16 protein-coding genes are annotated in these 19460 nt (G+C 61.9%); 12 read left to right on the top strand and 4 right to left on the bottom strand.

Translation table 11 applies throughout. From position 1 onward, the window contains the following. Positions 1–99 precede the first annotated feature (99 nt). The gene (locus tag AC07RZ_RS19970) at positions 100–1206 is read right to left on the bottom strand and encodes a DNA alkylation repair protein (protein ID WP_494669268.1); all 1107 of its coding nucleotides are present in this window, start codon (positions 1204–1206) and stop codon (positions 100–102) included. A gap of 180 nt (positions 1207–1386) precedes the next feature. Here AC07RZ_RS19970 and AC07RZ_RS19975 point away from each other — a divergent pair, with 180 nt between their 5' ends. Continuing rightward, entirely contained in the window at positions 1387–2793 is a 1407-nt protein-coding gene (locus tag AC07RZ_RS19975; protein ID WP_494669269.1) for a glycerophosphodiester phosphodiesterase family protein, read from the top strand. Here the strand turns inward: AC07RZ_RS19975 and AC07RZ_RS19980 are convergent, their stop codons facing one another. Beyond that, positions 2794–3573: a CPBP family intramembrane glutamic endopeptidase gene (locus AC07RZ_RS19980; RefSeq protein WP_494669270.1), complete on the bottom strand. Its 780-nt coding sequence runs from the start codon at positions 3571–3573 to the stop codon at positions 2794–2796. A gap of 325 nt (positions 3574–3898) precedes the next feature. Here AC07RZ_RS19980 and AC07RZ_RS19985 point away from each other — a divergent pair, with 325 nt between their 5' ends. The 7 genes from AC07RZ_RS19985 (at position 3899) to AC07RZ_RS20015 (ending at position 11333) form a co-directional block, all read left to right on the top strand. Further along, on the top strand, positions 3899–4663 hold the full coding sequence (locus AC07RZ_RS19985; RefSeq protein ID WP_494669271.1) for an SDR family oxidoreductase: 765 nt from the start codon (positions 3899–3901) through the stop codon (positions 4661–4663). A gap of 39 nt (positions 4664–4702) precedes the next feature. Beyond that, positions 4703–5557, top strand: coding sequence for a fumarylacetoacetate hydrolase family protein (locus tag AC07RZ_RS19990; protein ID WP_494669272.1), 855 nt, complete (start codon positions 4703–4705; stop codon positions 5555–5557). A gap of 16 nt (positions 5558–5573) precedes the next feature. Then, positions 5574–6851: an L-fuconate dehydratase gene (locus tag AC07RZ_RS19995; RefSeq protein ID WP_144737828.1), complete on the top strand. Its 1278-nt coding sequence runs from the start codon at positions 5574–5576 to the stop codon at positions 6849–6851. A 46-nt stretch (positions 6852–6897) separates the two neighbouring features. Continuing rightward, positions 6898–7674: an SDR family oxidoreductase gene (locus AC07RZ_RS20000; protein WP_494669273.1), complete on the top strand. Its 777-nt coding sequence runs from the start codon at positions 6898–6900 to the stop codon at positions 7672–7674. Positions 7675–7693: 19 nt separating this feature from the next. Further along, positions 7694–9226 (top strand): sugar ABC transporter ATP-binding protein, encoded by a 1533-nt coding sequence (locus tag AC07RZ_RS20005; protein ID WP_494669274.1) that lies wholly within the window; start codon positions 7694–7696, stop codon positions 9224–9226. A 46-nt stretch (positions 9227–9272) separates the two neighbouring features. Continuing rightward, positions 9273–10313: an ABC transporter permease gene (locus AC07RZ_RS20010; protein WP_494669275.1), complete on the top strand. Its 1041-nt coding sequence runs from the start codon at positions 9273–9275 to the stop codon at positions 10311–10313. 81 nt (positions 10314–10394) lie between these two features. Then, the gene (locus AC07RZ_RS20015) at positions 10395–11333 is read left to right on the top strand and encodes an ABC transporter substrate-binding protein (protein WP_144737820.1); all 939 of its coding nucleotides are present in this window, start codon (positions 10395–10397) and stop codon (positions 11331–11333) included. Positions 11334–11600: 267 nt separating this feature from the next. Here the strand turns inward: AC07RZ_RS20015 and AC07RZ_RS20020 are convergent, their stop codons facing one another. Then, positions 11601–12089: a GFA family protein gene (locus tag AC07RZ_RS20020; protein WP_494669276.1), complete on the bottom strand. Its 489-nt coding sequence runs from the start codon at positions 12087–12089 to the stop codon at positions 11601–11603. A 268-nt stretch (positions 12090–12357) separates the two neighbouring features. Here AC07RZ_RS20020 and AC07RZ_RS20025 point away from each other — a divergent pair, with 268 nt between their 5' ends. The 4 genes from AC07RZ_RS20025 (at position 12358) to AC07RZ_RS20040 (ending at position 17433) form a co-directional block, all read left to right on the top strand. Further along, the gene (locus AC07RZ_RS20025) at positions 12358–12669 is read left to right on the top strand and encodes a hypothetical protein (RefSeq protein ID WP_342831787.1); all 312 of its coding nucleotides are present in this window, start codon (positions 12358–12360) and stop codon (positions 12667–12669) included. Positions 12670–12925: 256 nt separating this feature from the next. Continuing rightward, positions 12926–13222, top strand: a complete 297-nt coding sequence (locus AC07RZ_RS20030; RefSeq protein WP_494669277.1) for a hypothetical protein — start codon at positions 12926–12928, stop codon at positions 13220–13222. A gap of 321 nt (positions 13223–13543) precedes the next feature. After that, entirely contained in the window at positions 13544–15181 is a 1638-nt protein-coding gene (locus AC07RZ_RS20035; protein ID WP_494669278.1) for a VRR-NUC domain-containing protein, read from the top strand. Then, positions 15160–17433: an ATP-dependent DNA helicase gene (locus AC07RZ_RS20040; protein ID WP_494669279.1), complete on the top strand. Its 2274-nt coding sequence runs from the start codon at positions 15160–15162 to the stop codon at positions 17431–17433. The genes AC07RZ_RS20035 and AC07RZ_RS20040 overlap by 22 nt, the downstream gene beginning before the upstream one ends. Before the next feature lie 21 nt (positions 17434–17454). Here AC07RZ_RS20040 and AC07RZ_RS20045 read toward each other — a convergent pair whose 3' ends face one another. After that, positions 17455–19278, bottom strand: a complete 1824-nt coding sequence (locus AC07RZ_RS20045; RefSeq protein WP_494669280.1) for a phospholipase D-like domain-containing protein — start codon at positions 19276–19278, stop codon at positions 17455–17457. Between the last annotated feature and the right edge of the window lie 182 nt (positions 19279–19460).

The raw sequence follows: 19460 nt of genomic DNA on the forward strand, positions 1-19460 counted from the left end.
AGAACGGATCAAGCTTCGACCCGCACTTCGTTTCCATAAAAGCTTGACCAAAACCATAGAATCTATTACGCCCTACAGGGTGCGTCTTGCCGTGTTGATTTATTCAACGTCGCGGCGCAATTCAAAGAAACCGCGCGCCATGGATTGGCCGTTGACCAGGATTTCAACCTCGTGCCGTCCCGGGTAATGGATGCGCGTAGTGAAATCCCGGATGCTCTGGCTGCGCTCGATGGATACCCGCTGGGCGCCTGCCAGCGTCAGCTCCTTGAGCTTGAACACCTTGGCCGTGGTGGCCCCTGATTTCTTCACGTAATGCATCTTGTAATCGATCACCAGGCGCTGGCTCTGCGCTGACCTGGATACCAGGTCGAACGACAGGGTCACGCGTTCGCCCAACGCCAGCCGGCGCGGCGTCACCGTGAATTTGCTGATGTTTACCTCGGGTGCGCCGCCGGCGCCGATCACCGCCAGCGCGCGCGGGTTGCCGGCCTTGATCAGCGAGCGCAGCGCGTGCCTGGCGATCCAGGCCGTCTGCGGGTTGTCGAGCGGCCAGGCGGTGAGCCGGTCCAGCACCCATTCCGGATGGGATTTGGTGACATCGTTGAGGTGGTTGGCCACCGACTTGCGGACATACAGGCTGGGGTCGGCGCGCAAATTCTCGAGGATCGGCGCCGCCAGCGACGGATCGGCGAGGATGGCGTCGAGCCGGAACGACCATGGCAGGCGCGGGCGGCAGCCTTCGCTGGCAAGCCGGCGCACAGCGTCGCTATCGTCGCGCGACCAGGATTCCATGATGGCGAGCGCCCGCGCGGTGTCGAGGCGCAGGAATTCGCGCACGGCAAATTCGGACGAACCGAAGCCGGTGAAATACTTCAGCGCATCCATCGACCAGTCGAAGTCGTGCTGGCCGTGCTGGCCGACATAGTCGGGCAAGACCAGGGTCGCGAAACCGTGGTCGATGCGCGGCGCAAGCGCGCGCAGGATTTTTACCGCCTGCCGGTAATTCTCGGGCAAGGTGGCGTGCAACGCTTCCGTCATGCGGCGCAGGCGCTGCATCAGGCTCAGCTGGTCGAGCCCGGCGAACGCCAGCTTGAGGAAGCGCTTGGCGTCGAATGCCGGGTAGATTGCAGCCACCTCCAGCGCCACGCTGCGGAAGCGTGCCTTGTCGAAGATATCTTTCAGGGCGGCGTTCTCGGTAGTTGTCATTCATGTCTTTCCTGCCGGATACGGGCATGTAAAACATGAAGCTTAACGGTTTCTGCTGCCAGTTTCCGTCAGGAGCGAAGACGGGCAGCCGGCAGGGCGCAGGGAGAATTGCCGTCTGTCATCACGTGGTCATCGAAACAATCGATAATCGAAGGTCTTTACACTCAAGCCCACATCGCCATGCACCTCAAAGACAGCCGTTCCGCCTCCCGTTCGATCCTGATCCTGACCCAGCTCGCGGCCGCCGCCGCGCTGACCGCCTGCGGCGGCGGCGACAGCGGCAACGGCAACCTTGGCGCCGCCAAGTTCCAGACCCTGGACGGCGCAATGCCGCTGGTGATCGGTCATCGCGGATTGCCGGGGCTGTATCCGGAAGAGACGCAGCCTTCCTATGAGGCTGCGGCCGATGTCGGCGCCGACTCGCTGGAAGAAGACCTGCACTTGACCAAGGACTGTGTGCTGGTGGCCCGCCACAATCCGTGGCTGAGCGATAACACCAACATTGCCACGGTAGCCCAGACCAACGCCACGGTGGCGGCGCGCAAGCGCACGGTGCCGGGCGTGCTGGTGAACGTCAGCTATTCGCTCGCCACCTATGGCGGCCCGGCGCAGTATCTGAGTGACCTGACCGATCCCAGCGATCCGAAATCGGTGCTGAAATCGCTGGTGGTGGACGGCGAGGACCATACCGGCGACTGGTCGATTACCGACTTCACCGTGGCCGAACTGAAACAATGGATAGGCGGCACCACCTACGACGCCCGCGACCAGCGGCCGACGGCGCTGAACGGCAAATATCCGATCCTGACGATGCAGGAAATCATCGACATCGCCAAGGCCAAGGGCGCCGCCAGCGGCCGCACGATCTCGATCTATCCGGAATCGAAGAATCCGTACTGGAACAACGCGCAAGCCATCGCCAACGGCTGCGGCAGCGGCAAGCATCCGTTCGAAGACGCGATCATCAAGCTCATCAAGGACAACAACCTGAACAGCAAGACGGCGCCGATCTATGTACAGAGCTTTGATCCTGCCAGCCTGAAGTACATGCGTTCGGCCGGCCTGAATACGAAAATGGTGCAGCTGGTCGACGGCAACGACGTCAACTACAAGACCGGCGAGATGATTTACCAGACCAACGATGTCTACAACTTCGTGGACGGCCGCCCATACAGCTGGACGCTGGCCGGCGACGGCCGCTATTTCGGCGCCATGCTGACCCCGGCAGGGCTGGCCGAAGTCAAGACCTATGCCGATGGCATCGGCCCATGGAAGCCGCAGGTGATGGCGCATACCATCGTGCCGTTCAAGGCGACCAATGCCGACGGCACCCCGTATACCGGCTCGCTGGCCGACGTCAACACGATCACGCCGACCAGCCTCATCGCCGATGCGCACAAGGCTGGCCTGTTCGTGCATTCCTATACTTTCCGCAACGAGCAGAAGTACCTGGCCGGCATCTACAAGGGTGATCCGAACGCGGAATTCCTGACTTACTTCCGGGCTGGCATCGACGGCGTGTTCACCGATTTCGCCAACACCGGGGTAGCTGCGCGCGCTTCCTTCATCCAGGAAAGCCGGCAGTAATCAGGCCCAGGCGACGGACAGCAGCATCACCGCCGCCACCTCCAGCAAATCGCCGACGCCATGCGCGATCATCGGCGCCAGCAGGCTGCGCGAGCGTTCCATCAGCCAGACGTAGGTCAGGCCGAAGAGGAAGGCGTAGAGCTGCTGGGCCACCGCCTGGTATAGCGGGTCGTTGAAGAAACTGCCGTAATGGGCGGCGCCGAACAGCAGGCCGACGATCACGCCCGACACCGGGATCTCGAACTGCGCCAGGCGCACCCGTCCGGGCACCAGCACTGTCAGCATGCCGACCAGCACGCCGCGGAAAATGATTTCTTCGTTGGGGCCGGCGGCGAACATCACCGCCAGCCAGCCGGGAATGCCGAGCGCGGTCATCTCGTAGCCGCCCTGCGGCGCGGTGCGGCTGATCAGCTGCGGCCAATAGTCCGCCACCAGCATCAGCAGCGCCATGCCGGCGCCGATCAGCACGGCCAGGCCGGCGTAGCTGCGCCGCGGCGGCCAGCGCAGGTACGGATCGGCCTGCGGCAGGCAGCGGCGCATGACCGCGACGGCCATCAATCCGACCGCAACCTGGAACAGCTCGGCCAGGCCGACAAAGGCCCAGACCTGGTGGTGGAACCAGCCAGGCTCATGCTTGAACAGCCAGCGTGCGGCTTCGCGCGCCGGCCAGAGCATAAGCTGCATCAGGATCGCGGCGAGCACGATCGGCCACAGGCGGAACTTGAATCCGGTAATTTGAAACAGCGGGCGGCGGGGCGCCAGGGCGGTGGTGTCGGTCATGGATTGACGATATCAGGGAGCGGCACAGGCTTGGGCAGGGATATGCGCGCAATCACGGTTCCTGTCGCAAGGATGCAACTGGGCGTTTGCTGGAAACTGGGCATGTTGAAAAAGGGGCGGGTGGTTATGCGTCGCATATTGCCGCATATCGTTACCTGAAGGCAAGATGACTCTGGTCCCGGCGGCCGGCAATTATGTATTGCAAAGCCAAAATTTAACCATTATGATTGCCTCAAGCGAATTGGTCCAACCAATGGACCTATAGACCGATTGCCATCAATCGGCAGGCAAGTTCCGCACAATAAACAATACGGAGACAGTGTTCATGAGGCTTCAAGGAAAACGCATCCTGGTGACGGCGGCAGGCCAGGGCATAGGACGCGCCAGCGCCCTGATGTTTGCGCGCGAGGGTGCGCAGGTGCTGGCGACCGACATCAACCAGGACGCGCTGGACCAGACCGCCGCGCTGGCTCGAGCCGCCGGCGCCGAGCTCGGCACCCGCCATCTCGACGTCACCGACGCCAAGGCCGTGGCCGCATTGGCGCAGGCAGGTTCGCCTTTCAACGTGCTGTTCAATTGCGCCGGTTTTGTCCACCACGGCAGCATCCTCGATTGCAGTGAACAGGATTGGCAGTTTTCCTGGGACCTCAACGTTTCGTCCATGTACCGCCTGATCCGCGCGCTGCTGCCGGGCATGCTGGCGCAGGGCGGCGGCTCCATCATCAACATGGCGTCGGCCGCGTCCAGCGTCAAAGGCGTGCCCAACCGCTTCGTCTACGGCGCCACCAAGGCAGCAGTAATCGGCCTGACCAAGGCGGTGGCGGCGGATTTTGTCGCCAAGGGCATCCGTTGCAACGCGATCTGTCCCGGCACCGTGGAATCGCCTTCCCTTGAGGCCAGGATCAAGGAACAGGCGCGCCAGCAAGGCGTGTCGATTGCTGAAATCGAAGCTGCGTTTGTCGCCCGCCAGCCGATGGGACGGGTGGGCAAGGCCGAGGAAATCGCCGCGCTGGCCCTGTACCTGGCTTCCGACGAATCTTCCTTCACCACCGGCGCCATCCATCTGATCGATGGCGGCTGGTCCAACTAATCAATCCCTGTTGCATGACATTACGATGAAAGCGAAACCATGAAGTTGTTGAGATACGGCCAGAAAGGCCAGGAAAAACCCGGCGTGCTGGATGCGCAGGGGCGCGTGCGCGACTTGTCTGGCGTGGTGGCGGATATCGCCGGCCGCTTCCTGACGCCGCGGGAGCTGGATAAATTGCGGGCGCTGGACCTGGACAGCCTGCCGCTGGTTGCCGGCACGCCGCAGCAGGATTTGCGGCTCGGACCTTGCGTCGGCGCCGTCGGCAAGTTCATCTGCATCGGCTTGAATTATTCCGACCACGCCGCCGAATCCGGCATGGACGTGCCGGCGGAGCCGGTGGTGTTCAATAAATGGACCAGCGCGATCTGCGGCCCGGACGACGACGTCGAAATCCCGCGCGGTTCCCTGAAGACCGACTGGGAAGTGGAACTGGGCGTGGTGATCGGCCAGGGCGGCCGTTACATCACTGAAGCCGACGCCCTCAAGCACGTCGCCGGCTATTGCGTGATCAACGATGTCTCCGAGCGCCAATACCAGCTCGAACTGGGCGGCACCTGGGACAAGGGCAAGGGCTGCGACACCTTCGGCCCGCTCGGTCCGTGGCTGGTGACCGCCGATGAAGTGGCCGACCCGCACGCCCTCGGCCTGTGGCTGGAAGTGGACGGCCATCGCTACCAGAACGGCAATACCTCGACCATGGTGTTCCAGGTGCCGGCGCTGGTCAGCTACCTGAGCCGCTTCATGAGCCTGCAGCCAGGCGACGTGATTTCCACCGGCACGCCGCCCGGCGTCGGCCTCGGGCAAAAACCGCCGCTCTACCTGCGCGCCGGCCAGGTGATGCGGCTCGGCATCGACGGCCTGGGAGAGCAGCGCCAACGCACCATCTCACTTTGAACCAGAGAGAACCACGATGACGACAATTCGATCAATACGCGTACTGGACGTGCGGTTCCCGACCTCGCAAATGCTGGACGGCTCGGATGCGATGAACCCGGACCCCGATTATTCCGCCGCCTACGTCGTTCTGGAAACCGACCAGCCCGGGCTGGAAGGCCACGGCCTGACTTTCACCATCGGCCGCGGCAATGAAATTTGCTGTGCGGCGATCAAGGCCATGGAACACCTGGTGGTCGGCCTCAAGCTGGACTGGATCAGCGCTGACATGGGGCGCTTCTGGCGCCACATCACCTCCGACAGCCAGCTGCGCTGGATCGGCCCCGACAAGGGCGCCATCCACCTGGCTACCGGCGCCGTGGTCAATGCCGTCTGGGACTTGTGGGCCAAGGCTGAAGGCAAGCCGCTGTGGCAGCTGGTGACCGACATGTCGCCCGAGGAACTGGTGCGCGCCATCGATTTCCGCTACCTGACCGACTGCATCACGCCGGAGGAAGCGCTGGCCCTGCTGCGCGCGCAGGAACCGGGCAAGGCTGAACGCATCCGCTTGCTGCAGCAGGACGGCTATCCGTGCTACACCACTTCCGCCGGCTGGCTGGGTTATGAGGACGCCAAGCTGCGCCGGCTGTGCCAGGAAGCCATCGACAACGGCTTCAACCATATCAAGCTCAAGGTCGGGCGCGACCTGGAAGACGATATCCGCCGCGTCACCATCGCCCGCGAGGTGATCGGCCAGGACCGCCAGCTGATGATAGACGCCAACCAGGTATGGGAAGTCGACCAGGCTATCGACTGGGTCAACCAGCTGGCGTTTGCCCGGCCCTGGTTCATCGAAGAGCCGACCAGCCCGGACGACGTCGAAGGCCATCGCAAAATCCGCGAAGGCATAGGCGCGGTCAAGGTCGCCACCGGCGAAATGTGCCAGAACCGCATCATCTTCAAGCAGTTCATCATGCGCGGCGCGATCGACGTGGTGCAGATCGATTCCTGCCGCCTTGGCGGCGTCAATGAAATACTGGCGGTGCTGCTGATGGCGGCCAAATACAAGCTGCCGGTGTGCCCGCATGCGGGCGGCGTCGGCCTGTGCGAATATGTGCAGCACCTGTCGATGATCGACTATGTCTGCATTTCGGGCAGCAAGGCAGGGCGCGTCACCGAATATGTCGACCATCTGCACGAACACTTCGTCGATCCCTGCGTGATCCGCAATGCGTCCTACATGCCGCCGACGGCGCCGGGTTTTTCGATTACGATGAAGCCTGAATCGCTGCAGCAATACCAGTTCCGCGGCTAGCAAAGCGCATACTGTCAATAAAACAAATAAGAATGGAGGCGGCAAAGTGGATCTACATCTGGCTGGAAAGGTAGTGATCGTGACCGGCGGCGGCGCCGGGATAGGCGCTGCGATCTCGCTGCAGCTGGCGGCGGAAGGCGCGATTCCGGTAATCCTTGGCAAAAGCCAGCCGGCGCCCGAATTCAAGACTGCGTTGCTGGCTTTGCAAGACAAGGCCCGCATCATCCAGCTCGACCTGATGGATGAGGACAAGTGCCGGCAAGCCGTGGCCGAGACCGTCGAAGAATTCGGCCGGCTGGACGGCCTGGTAAACAACGCCGGCATCAACGACAACATCGGCCTCGACGCCGGGCGGGCCGCTTTTGTGCTCTCGCTTGAAAAGAACCTGATCCACTATTACACGATGGCGCACTTCTGCGTGCCGCACCTGAAAGCCAGCCGCGGCGCCATTGTCAATATCTCTTCAAAAACCGCCGTCACCGGCCAGGGCAACACCAGCGGCTATTGCGCCGCCAAGGGCGGCCAGCTGGCGCTGACGCGCGAATGGGCCGCCGCGCTGGCGAACGACGGGGTGCGGGTCAATGCCGTGATCCCGGCCGAAGTGATGACGCCGCTGTACCGCAACTGGATCGCCAGCTTCGACAATCCGGAGCAGAAACTGGCCGCGATCACCAGCAAGATACCGCTCGGAAAACGGCTCACTACGGCCGAGGAGATTGCAGACACCGCGGTATTCCTTTTGTCGCAGCGCGCCGCGCATACGACCGGGCAATGGGTATATGTGGACGGCGGCTACAGCCATCTCGACCGCGCCTTGACCTGAATGCATCATGAGGGCAGATATGCAGCAACCAGAAATTCCTACGCCTGACTGCCTTATTTCGCTGGAAAACGTGACCAAGCGTTTTCCCGGCGTGCTGGCGCTCGACAATTGCCGTTTCGACCTGATGCGCGGCGAGGTCCATGCGCTGATGGGGGAAAACGGCGCCGGCAAATCGACGCTGATGAAGGTGCTGGCGGGTGTGTATCCCAAGGACAGCGGCGAAATCCGCGTCGAGGGGCTGCCGGTCGAGATTCCTACGCCGCGCGCCGCGCAGGCGCTGGGCATCGGCATCATTCACCAGGAACTCAACCTGATGAACCACCTGAGCGCGGCGCAAAACATTTTCATCGGCCGCGAGCCGCGCGGACGCTACGGCCTGTTCCTTGACGAAGAGGCATTGAACCGGCAGACCAAGGCGATTTTTGAACGCATGCGGCTCGACCTCGATCCAGGCACGCTGGTGAGCGAACTGACGGTGGCCAAGCAGCAGATGGTGGAAATCGCCAAGGCGCTGTCCTTCGATTCGCGCGTGCTGATCATGGATGAGCCTACGGCGGCGCTCAACAATGCGGAAATCGAAGACCTGTTCCGCATCATCCGCCAGCTGCAGTCGCATGGCGTCGGCATCATCTACATCTCGCACAAGATGGACGAACTGCGGCAGATTTCCAACCGCGTCACCGTCATGCGCGACGGCAAATACATCGCCACCGTGCCCACCGCCACCACTTCCATGGAAACCATCATCGGCATGATGGTGGGACGCCAGCTTGACAACATTGGCCAGGCCATTCCCGACACCTCCGGCAACGACGTCGTGCTGGAAGTCAAGGGACTGCAGCGCGGCGCGTTCATCAAGGATGTGAGTTTCAGCCTGCGCAAAGGCGAAATCCTCGGTTTCGCCGGCCTGATGGGTGCCGGCCGCACCGAAGTCGCGCGCGCCATTTTCGGCGCCGACCGCCTCGACGCCGGGGAAATCCGGGTGCACGGCGCCACGGTGACCATCAAGTCGCCCCGGGATGCGGTGGCGCACGGCATAGGCTACCTGTCGGAAGACCGCAAGCATTTCGGCCTGGCGACCGGGCTGGACGTCAAGACCAACGTCGCCATGTCCAGCATGAACCGGTTCCTGACCCAGGGCTTGTTCCTGGACCAGGCCGCGATCCGCGACACCGCCCAGGATTTCGTGCGGCAGCTCAGCATCAAGACGCCGTCGGTGGACCAGCCGGTGCGGCTGCTGTCGGGCGGCAACCAGCAAAAGATCGTGATCGCCAAATGGCTGCTGCGCGATTGCGACATCCTGTTTTTCGACGAACCGACGCGCGGCATCGACATCGGCGCCAAGAGCGAAATCTACAAGCTGCTCACGACGCTGGCGGCGGCCGGAAAGGCGATTGTCATGATCTCGTCGGAACTGCCGGAAGTGCTGCGCATGAGCCACCGCATCCTGGTTATGTGCGAGGGCCGGGTGACCGGCGAACTGGCGGCCGGCGAAGCCTCGCAGGAAAAGATCATGCAGCTGGCTACCTTGCGCGAACCCGCGGCAGCCTGAATCCAGGTAACGCCTGCCGAATAACTTATATCGAATGAAGACCACCATGGCAAATACCCAGAACCCGCTGTCGCCGACAAAGCCGCCCTTGGCCGGGCAAGGGCCGCTCGCGGCGCTCAAGGCAAAGATATTCCATCCTTCGACGCGGCAGAAACTGCTGGCCTTCGCCAGCCTGCTGGCGCTGCTGGTGTTTTTCAGTTTTGCGTCGCCGAACTTCCTGGAAATCGATAACCTGGTGAGCATCCTGCAGTCGACTGCCGTCAACGGCGTGCTGGCGATTGCCTGCACCTTTGTCATCATCACTGCCGGCATCGACCTGTCGGTCGGCACCCTGATGACTTTTTGCGCGGTCATGGCCGGTGTTTTCCTTACCTATTGGGGCATGCCGCTCTACGTCGGCATTATCGCCGCGATCGTGTTCGGCGCCTTGTGCGGCTGGATTTCCGGCGTGCTGGTGGCCAAGCTGAAGATTCCACCCTTCATCGCCACGCTGGGCATGATGATGCTGCTCAAGGGCTTGTCGCTGGTGATCTCCGGCACCAAGCCGATCTACTTCAACGACACGGAGGGATTTTCGGCGATCTCGCAGGATTCCCTGATCGGGAGCCTGATTCCCGCCTTGCCGATCCCGAATGCGGTGCTGATCCTGTTCCTGGTGGCTATCGCCGCCGGCATCGTGCTCAACAAGACCATATTCGGCCGCTATACCTTTGCGCTGGGCAGCAATGAAGAAGCGCTGCGGCTGTCGGGCGTCAACGTCGATTTCTGGAAAGTCGCGGTGTATACCGTCGGCGGCGCCATCTGCGGCATCGCCGGGCTGCTGATTGCGTCGCGCCTGAACTCGGCGCAGCCGGCGCTGGGGCAGGGTTATGAGCTGGACGCGATTGCCGCGGTGGTGATCGGCGGCACCTCGCTTTCGGGCGGCACCGGCACCATCCTCGGCACCATCATCGGCGCTTTCATCATGAGCGTGCTGATCAACGGCTTGCGCATGATGTCGGTGGCGCAGGAATGGCAGACCGTGGTGACCGGCGTCATCATCATCCTGGCGGTCTACATGGATATCCTGCGCCGCCGGCGCCAGTGAAAGGAAGAGCAGGTTTTGCAGGCGATGTTACGGGTTGCTGCAGCGGGCCCACCGTTTTATAACCACAAGAGGAGACTTGAAATGATAAAGAGAAGAGCAGTGAACATTGCCGTTGGCCTGGCGCTTGCGCTGGGATTCAGCGCCGCGGCGGTAGCCGAGGATATCTATATTCCCCTGATCTCGAAAGGCTTCCAGCACCAGTTCTGGCAAGCGGTGAAGGCCGGTTCGGAGCAGGCGGCCAAGGACTACAATGTCAAGGTGTCGTTCGAAGGGCCGGAAACCGAAGCCATGGTCGACAAGCAGATCGACATGCTGTCGGCGGCGCTGGGCAAGAAGCCCAAGGCTATCGGCTTCGCCGCGCTGGACAGCAAGGCTGCCTTGCCGTTGCTGAAGAAGGCCCAGGCCGCGCATATCCCTATCGTTGCATTCGACTCGGGCGTGGACAGCGATATTCCGGTGACTACCGCGACCACCGACAACAAGGCGGCAGCGGCGCTGGCGGCCGACAAGATGGCTGAGCTGATCGGCAAGGAAGGCGAAGTTGCGGTAGTTGCGCATGACCAGACCAGCCGTACCGGCATCGACCGCCGCGACGGTTTTGTGGAACGCATGAAGGCTTATCCCAAGATCAAGATCGTCAGCATCCAGTATGGCGGCGGCGACCAGCTGAAATCGACCGAGATCACCAAGTCCATCCTGCAAGCCTATCCACGCCTCAAGGGCGCTTTCGGCACCAATGAAGGCTCGGCGATCGGCGTGCTGAACGGCGCCAAGGAAATGAAGCGCAAGCTGGTGATCGTCGGCTACGACTCCGGCAAACAGCAGAAAGATGCGATCAAGGACGGCAGCATGGCCGGCGCCATCACCCAGAACCCGGTCGGCATCGGCTACAAGACGGTAGAAGCCGCGGTCAAGGCGCTCAAGGGAGAAAAACTGCCCAAGGTGATCGATACCGGTTTCTACTGGTACGACAAGAGCAACATCAACGATCCGAAGATTGCTGCGGTGCTGTACGACTGACCTGGCTTGAGTCCGGCCCGATAGCGTGACAAGCCCTGTCGGGCCGGCACTCAGGCGTAGGGCGTAATAGCGAAGCGTATTACGCCGCATGGTTGATTGCTGTACCACGGTGCAGGCTCGGTATCATGCAGCATTCTTTTATAGCTATTCGTCACAATTCATTTGACTTCACTTTCGTCACCAGCACATCACATGCGGCGTAATACGCTTCGCTATTACGCCCTACGGGGGGCGGGTGCGTTTACACAGGGGTGTTTTACAGGCTCGTCATTTCAGCAGGTCCAGCCGCTGATGCCATTCAAATAAAGACTCACGCGGAAATTGCTTGAACTGCTTGTCCTTGCGGCCAGCCTTGACTTCCACCCATGGCGCCTTATAAGCCAGCAGCAGGTGGGTGTATTCAGGCGGCGTTGGCAGCGGCGTATCGATGGCGGATGCGAACGGATGGACCAGTTCCGGCCATTCCGGGCTGTAGAGCCATAGCGCGCTGCCGCAACGCCGGCAGAAATGGCGTTGCGCGGTGCTGGTATGGACGCGCGATTCGCCGTGCCGCTTGAGTTTTGCGTGATAGACGTTGACGTCGTCCCGGCCTTGCACTTTCAGGGTGCTGGCGTCGCCGCCGATGTTGACGGCATACCCGCCGCCGCCCTGGGTCTTGCGGCAAATCGAACAATAGCAGCGCTGGTAAGGGTAGGGCGTGTCGCTTTCCAGGCTGAAGCGGACTGCGCCGCAATGGCAGGATCCCTTGAGCTTCATGGTTCTCTCCTCGTTGTCGCTGCCGCCAGTATCGCCGATCCCGGCATCCAGGATGTGTTAAGCACCGAACATACAGGGCAGCTGTTGAAGCGCATCATGCTTCCTTCTTTCATCCCCCTCATCGCAGATCTCGCCGCCCGAGCGGCTGCTGGCGCCGGCCTCGCCGGCCGGACAGTAGCCTGGACTCGAGCGCGTGAACGTCGATGGCGGTATAGTTAAACGAACTTAAGTTAACCCGACTCAAGGCTGACGGATCAAGGAAATTGTCATGGCGCTGGACCGTACTTACATGATTGAAACAACGAATGCGTTGTTTACGCTAGTCATCACCGAAGCCGGCGATGGCGGCTCTTATAAGGCGACGTATGTCGGGACCCGGCAAAAAGTCGAGCTGCCCTGGGTGGATAATCCCGGGCTGGGGCAGAAAGACCTTGACGGCGAAGCGACAGACGTCGATTTTGACGCGCTCATCGCGACTTGCCACCGCCAGATCGCGGAACGCGGGGGCGAGATACTCGGCATCCAGGATATTTCCGTCATCGACGAACGCCCCCGCAGAGACTGGGGAGCCAGCCGTTGACAATCCGGCCGCCGTCCGAAAACAGTATTACCTTCCATCAGCAATGATTATTTGACAGCAGCCGGCGCCGGCAGGCGTGGCCCTGCCCGCAAAAAAACTTGCGGAATCGCTCCTGATGGAGAATTATTTAAGCTCCGATCCGTCTCACTCCCAATGACACTGTCAAGGCCTGGCGCAGCAGTACCGGGCCGGTCGGCGCACGCCGCCGTTTTGCGAGGGCAGTCCATTCATCGCCTGGATAGACAAGGAGATTTTCATGAGGCCAGTCAGTACCTACATCATTGAAACCGACAATGCGCTTTTCACGCTGGTGGTCACGGAAACGGATGAAGGCGGTCCATACAGCGCCTCGTATATCGGGACCAGCCCGAAATTTGAACAGACCGAGATCGACGATGACGATGGCGGCCCGGCACAGGAGGACCTGGAGGGTGAAATGGAGGACGCGGATTTCGATGCGCTGCTGGCAGCCTGTCACCGCGAGATCGTCGAGCGCGGCGGCGAGATCGTCAGCATCGAAGATATATCTGACGACGATGATGACGACCGCTAGCATTTCACGCGGGAACATCGAATTTGCGGCGAAGCGCGGCTTCCCCCTGGGGGGCGACTCAAACTTGTGCGCACACGTCATTCCCGCGAACGCGGGAATCCATTTTGCGATGCGTGCCAAGTCATTAACTTGGATTCCCGCGTTCGCGGGAATGACGGTTTTTAGAGGACGCACAAGTTTGGATCGCGGCTTCCGCCTGGCCGAAGGCGGCAATTCTTCAGGGTTGATATATACTGCAGTGTAACTGTATATCCATACAGTCAATCATCTTCAATTTTGCCTGGCGCTCTTCGCAATGCGCAGAGCTGCGGCGCCCGCAACATGATCAGAGTGCTGGAAAACCGTTTTTATTATCTCGACAATTTCCTTGCCGTGGTGGCATCGGTGCGCGCCCGCTATCGGCATCTGCTGGATGGCGAGGAGCAGGCTTTCGCCGATGGTTTCGAAGCATTGCCGCTGGCCTCGCGCGCACTGCTGGTGCGGATGGTGATGCGCAAGGGCGAGCTGTTTCGCCTGGGCCGGCTGCGTTACGACGAAATCGGCTGCCCGCGCAGCGCCGCAGTGCCCCTGGTCGCCGCCGGCTGGCTGGACGGAGAGCCGGCCATCGATATCGGACAACTGTGCGGCCTGCTGACGAAAACCGAGCTCGCGGAAGTATTCCCGTTGCTGCCGCGCAGTGCGCGCAAGGCAGGGCAGCTGGAAATCCTGCGCGGCGAACATGGCGACACGGTGCGCACGCTCGCCGGCTGGGGCATCGATGAGCAGCTGTTGCAGTTGCGCATCGCACCTTTGTGCGACCGGCTGCGGCTGATGTTCTTCGGCAACCTGCGCCAGGACTGGTCGGAGTTCGTGCTGTCGGAACTGGGGATTTTCAGGTACGAACAGGTCGATTTGTCGCTTGCGCAAGGTTTCAGCAGCAGGCAAGACATCGACGATTACCTGCACCTGCACGCCTGCCGCGAACGGTTCCGTAACGGCGAAGCGCCGGCAGCCGTACTGGCTGACGTTCCCGAGGTGCCTTATCCGAACGACTGGCTGGAACAGCGCCGCAGCAAGCTGCTGTTCCAGGTCGCCCAGCACTACGAACGCAGCGCAGAACTGCCGGCCGCGCTACGGCTTTATGCTGAATGTGCTTGGCCGGGGGCGCGCCTGCGTGCGATCCGGGTGCTGGAACGCTGCGGCCAGCCCGATGCGGCTTTCGCACTGGCGCAGCAGGCCGAGCGGCAGCCGGAAAGCGAAGCTGAAAAACAGCAGCTGCTGCGCGTCATGCCGCGTTTGCGGCGGCAGCTGGGCCACGGCAAGATGCCGCAGGCCGCTGCCGCGGCTATCGTCCGCCAGGATATGGCGTTGCCGCGGGCCGAGCCCGGCATCCCGGTCGAAACCGTGCTTGCCAGCCATCTGTCGCGCCCCGATGCGCCCGTCGTCTACGTCGAAAACACGCTGATCAATTCACTGTTCGGCCTGCTGTTCTGGGATGCCATCTTTGCACCGCTGCCGGGCGCGTTCTTCCATCCGTTCCAGAGCGGCCCCGCGGACCTGCACAGCGCCGATTTCCAGCAACGCCGTGCTGCGCTGTTCGAGGCCGGTTTCGCCCTGTTCGACAGCGGCGGCTATAAGCAGGCTATCAGGCGCAATTTCCACGCCAAGGCCGGCATCCAGTCGCCGTTCGTGTTCTGGGATGCCATCGACGAAGCGCTGCTGGCAATGGCGCTGGATTGCCTGCCGCCGTTGCACCTGCGGAAATGTTTCGAGCGCATCCTGCAGGACATCAAGACCAACCGTTCCGGCTTGCCGGACCTGATCCAGTTCTGGCCGGCGGAAAAACGCTGCCAGATGATCGAAGTCAAAGGGCCGGGCGACCGCCTGCAAGACAACCAGATCCGCTGGCTGCACTATTTTGCCGAACACGGCATCCCGGTCGCCGTCTGTTACGTGCAATGGGCCGGGGAGTGCGCGTGAACCAGGCCGCATACGTAATCGCCGTCCGCGCCCTGTGCGAGTTCACGGCCAAGCAGGGCGACCTTGACCTGCGCTTCACGCCGGCGCCGACCGCGCTGGAAGGCATCGCCGGCCACGCCGCGGTGGCGTCGCGCCGCGATGCCGCCTATGAAAAGGAAGTCAGCCTGAGCGGCCGCTACGGGCCGTTGCTGGTGCGCGGCCGCGCCGACGGCTACGATCCGGCCTTGAACCGGCTGGAAGAAATCAAGACCTTCCGCGGCAGCCTGGAGCGCATGCCGGACAACCACCGCCATCTGCACTGGGCGCAGCTGCGGATCTACGGCCACTTGCTGTGCCAGGCGCGCAACCTGCCCGAACTGCAGCTGGCGCTGGTGTACTACGACATCGGCAGGCAGAAGGAAACCCTGCTGACCGAACATGCGACCGCCGCCTGCCTGCAACGGTTTTTCGAAGAGCAGTGCGGCCGCTTCCTGGCCTGGGCCGGACAGGAGATGGCGCATCGCGCGGCACGCGACGCCCAGCTGGCCGCCTTGCGCTTTCCGCACGCCGATTTCCGTCCCGGCCAGCGGATCCTGGCGGAAGCGGTGTACAAGGGCGCCAGCAGCGGCCGTTGCCTGCTGGCCCAGGCGCCGACCGGCATCGGCAAGACGATCGGCAGCCTGTTCCCTTTGCTCAAGGCGACTCCTGGCCAGGCGCTGGACAAGATATTTTTTCTTTCTGCCAAGACCTCGGGGCGCGCGCTGGCGCTGGAAGCGACGGCGCGCATCAAGCAAAGCGCGGTCGGATTGCCGTTGCGCGTGCTGGAGCTGGTCGCGCGCGACAAGGCCTGCGAGCATCCCGACAAAGCCTGCCACGGCGATTCCTGTCCATTGGCGCAAGGGTTTTACGACCGCCTGCCGCAGGCGCGCAGCGCAGCCATCGAAAGCGGTGCGATGGACAAGGAGGGCTTGCGCCAGGTCGCCGCCGCGCATCGCGTCTGCCCCTATTACCTGAGCCAGGACCTGGTGCGCTGGTCGGACGTGATCGTCGGCGACTACAACTATTATTTCGACCTGAGCGCCATGCTGCATGGCCTGGCCAGCGCCAACCAGTGGCGGGTAGGCGTGCTGGTCGACGAAGCGCACAACATGATCGAACGGGCGCGCAAGATGTATTCCGCCGAAATGGAGCAAGCCGGTTTCAAAGCCGTGCGGCAAGCGGCGCCGCCGGCGCTCAAGCGCGCGCTGGACCGCGTCAATCGCCAATGGAATGCCCTGTACAAGGAGCAGGAAGCCGAATACCAGCGCTACGAAAACCTGCCGGACGCCTTCATCCAGGCGCTGCAACAGGCCGTGGCCGATATCACCGACTACATGGTCGATCATCCGGCTGCCCTCGACAGCGACCTGCAGCGCTTTTATTTCGACGCCATGCATTTCACCCGCATCGCCGAGCTGTTCGATAGCCACTCGCTGTTCGACATCACCCGGCGCGGCGCCCATGGCGCGACGCTGTGCCTGCGCAATATCGTGCCGGCAAGCTTCCTGGCGCCGCGCTTTGCCGCTGCGCATTCGACCACGCTGTTTTCCGCCACGCTCAGCCCCTGGCATTTTTACAGCAAGACGCTGGGCATGCCCGACAATACCGCCTGGCTCGACGTGCCGTCGCCGTTTACCGCCGACCAGCTGTCAGTGCGGCTGGTCACCGGGATTTCGACCCGTTTCCAGCATCGCGAGCGGTCGCTGGCGCCGATCGTGGACCTGGTCGCCAGGCAATACCGGGAGCAGCCCGGCAACTACCTGACGTTTTTCAGCAGCTACGACTACCTGGAGAAAGTCGCCGCCATGTTCGCCGCGCTTTATCCCGATATCCCTTTGTGGCAGCAGGCGCGCCGCATGGATGAGCGGGAAAGGGAGCAGTTCCTGGCACGGTTTACCGATGCCTCGCAAGGCGTCGGTTTTGCGGTGCTCGGCGGCGCATTTGCAGAAGGCATCGATCTGCCCGGCGCGCGCCTGATCGGCGCCTTCATCGCTACCCTGGGGCTGCCGCAGGTCAATCCGGTCAATGAACAGATCATGCAGCAGATGGAACGCACTTTCGGCCAAGGCTACGACTGCACCTACCTGTATCCCGGGCTGCAGAAAGTGGTGCAGGCCGCGGGCCGGGTGATCCGCACCCAGCAGGACCGCGGCGTGGTGTACCTGATCGACGACCGTTTTGCGCGGCAGGAAGTCAGGCAGCTGCTGCCTGCATGGTGGCAGCTCGGCAGCTGAGCTGTTGACCTGGTGCACGCATCAGGCAAACAGCAGGCGGTCAGTGTAATGAAAGTCGTTGGGATCGAAATAGGGGCGGGCCCAGCCATCGCTGGTGGACAAGAACCAGCCGACAGCAAGCGCGGCCTGCTGTTTCGAGGCCGGCACCGGTTCATTGGCCGTCGGCGGCGCGACGGCCGCCATCCGGTTCAGGAACTGGAAATGATCGACCAGTCCCACCGCTTCGATGGCGAACACCGTTGCGACGTCGCCGTCATGGATCGCCAGCAGGTTGTCGCCGTTGGCCTGTTCCCCGCCTAGGGCAAGGTTGGACGAGCCGCAGAACACAACCGGGCTGTCGCCGCTGAAACCGCATACGACGAATTTATGATGGATCTGGTGGCCGATGCCGCTGATCGAGCGTACCTGGTCAAACGGCGGCGGCAGTATCGATTTGCCCGGTTTGCCGGTCACCAGCACGCCGGTTTTCTTGCCCGGCGCATACAGGGAAATACCGGTGTTGCTATCCGAAATTCCATAGCTGAAGACATTGCTGTCGGCGTGCAAATCCTTCAGCGCGGCATAGACCGGGCTGGTGCCGTTGTCGATCTCCATGACGGCAAACAATACGCTGCCGTTCTTGGCGGGCTTGGTTTGTTCCTGCTGGATGCGGGCGGCGATGTCGCCAAGGTTCTTGGCAACGAAATCCGCCGCATGCGGCGCAAACGTAATATCGGCGCGCGGCGAAATGCCTTCGGGAATCGAGAACGTTGCGGAGGAGAACGGCGATTGCAGGTAGGGGCCGAGCTTGACGCCGCCTTGCCATACGGTCTCGAACAATTGCCCGTATTCGGTTGCGACGCTGGGATCGTCGAACACCATCACATGGTTGGAGTTGACGTACAGGCCGGTGACGGAAAAATTGGTCGACCCGGTCAGCACCTTCAGCGCACTGTCCTTGTTGAAGGAAACGAATACCTTGTCATGCGCATAACGCTTGAAATGGCCGCGCAGGATGGCGGCGGGGCTGGCGGCCACGGCCAGGAACTGCGCCTCGAACTCATCCTCTGGCATTGGTTTGGCGGCGGAATGATGCAGGGCTGCGTTGTCGAGGATGATGCGGACCCGGCCCTGCTTGCCCAGTTCCAGCAGGATCTTGCACAGGTCGGGTTCGTTCAGGTCATAGGCAAACACATCGAGGTACTGTGCCGGATCTTGCAGCATTTCATTCAGGAATTCAAAAATCCGCTCCCTTGCAGTCAACCCCAGCCAGGCGTATTCGTCGGCAAAGGTGTACTGCTCGCCGGCGGCATTGGCGCCCGATACCTGCGTGGTATCGAACAGCAGTTCCTTGGTGTTGGGCCGGATCAGCGCGTTGACGCCGAAATGATGGGCAAACGCCTGGGACTGCGTGTAGCCGCGGGTAAAGCCGAGCTTGAACTTGTCTTTTGCAAACGGCCCGACATACACGCTGACCGATACGCCCAGTGTCTCGTCAAGGGCGGTCATCGACTGCTTGCCGTCAAAATAACGGGGGATCACCGTATAAGTGTATTCGCCGAAAAACGGTGTGAGTCCCTGATGGACCGAGCCAGGCACGTGCAGCCAGCGGAACTTGTGTATCGGCGCATTCACCGTTGAGTTCGGCGGCTCGGCCGGATCCTGGGCATGCGCCGCCGGGGTTTCAAACTGCAGCGTGTTGTACAGATAGTAGGACGGCAGGCCCTTGGGCTGGCAGCGGATCGTGAAACCCGCCAGGTTGGCGGCGCCGTCGGGCTGGAGCAGGCTGAACGCCAGCAGGGTCTTGCAGTCGCCGACATGGGCGGTCACCGACAGCAACTGGGATTGATCTTTGACAGACGCCATGGCGATCCTCCGAATTCAGTTAGACATGTTCCGGTTCTCGAAGCATGAACGAAGAAATTTCGCCTGGCACACGGATTCAGTGCAGGACGTCCAACCCGATTCAGGAGGAGTTGCAAAATACTAACGAAGAAATATGACTGGATGATGACCGCCTTGCGCCGGCCCAGAACGCGTACTGCGTG

The sequence above is a fragment of the Collimonas sp. GW821-FHT07E08 genome (genome assembly GCF_059418905.1).

Excerpts from the sequence above, each read along its gene's own strand:
- AC07RZ_RS19970 (WP_494669268.1), bottom strand. The coding sequence starts at position 1,206 with ATGACAACTACCGAGAACGCCGCCCTGAAAGATATCTTCGACAAGGCA.
- AC07RZ_RS19975 (WP_494669269.1), top strand. The coding sequence starts at position 1,387 with ATGCACCTCAAAGACAGCCGTTCCGCCTCCCGTTCGATCCTGATCCTG.
- AC07RZ_RS19980 (WP_494669270.1), bottom strand. The coding sequence starts at position 3,573 with ATGACCGACACCACCGCCCTGGCGCCCCGCCGCCCGCTGTTTCAAATT.
- AC07RZ_RS19985 (WP_494669271.1), top strand. The coding sequence starts at position 3,899 with ATGAGGCTTCAAGGAAAACGCATCCTGGTGACGGCGGCAGGCCAGGGC.
- AC07RZ_RS19990 (WP_494669272.1), top strand. The coding sequence starts at position 4,703 with ATGAAGTTGTTGAGATACGGCCAGAAAGGCCAGGAAAAACCCGGCGTG.
- AC07RZ_RS19995 (WP_144737828.1), top strand. The coding sequence starts at position 5,574 with ATGACGACAATTCGATCAATACGCGTACTGGACGTGCGGTTCCCGACC.
- AC07RZ_RS20005 (WP_494669274.1), top strand. The coding sequence starts at position 7,694 with ATGCAGCAACCAGAAATTCCTACGCCTGACTGCCTTATTTCGCTGGAA.
- AC07RZ_RS20010 (WP_494669275.1), top strand. The coding sequence starts at position 9,273 with ATGGCAAATACCCAGAACCCGCTGTCGCCGACAAAGCCGCCCTTGGCC.
- AC07RZ_RS20015 (WP_144737820.1), top strand. The coding sequence starts at position 10,395 with ATGATAAAGAGAAGAGCAGTGAACATTGCCGTTGGCCTGGCGCTTGCG.
- AC07RZ_RS20020 (WP_494669276.1), bottom strand. The coding sequence starts at position 12,089 with ATGAAGCTCAAGGGATCCTGCCATTGCGGCGCAGTCCGCTTCAGCCTG.
- AC07RZ_RS20025 (WP_342831787.1), top strand. The coding sequence starts at position 12,358 with ATGGCGCTGGACCGTACTTACATGATTGAAACAACGAATGCGTTGTTT.
- AC07RZ_RS20030 (WP_494669277.1), top strand. The coding sequence starts at position 12,926 with ATGAGGCCAGTCAGTACCTACATCATTGAAACCGACAATGCGCTTTTC.
- AC07RZ_RS20035 (WP_494669278.1), top strand. The coding sequence starts at position 13,544 with ATGATCAGAGTGCTGGAAAACCGTTTTTATTATCTCGACAATTTCCTT.
- AC07RZ_RS20040 (WP_494669279.1), top strand. The coding sequence starts at position 15,160 with ATGGGCCGGGGAGTGCGCGTGAACCAGGCCGCATACGTAATCGCCGTC.
- AC07RZ_RS20045 (WP_494669280.1), bottom strand. The coding sequence starts at position 19,278 with ATGGCGTCTGTCAAAGATCAATCCCAGTTGCTGTCGGTGACCGCCCAT.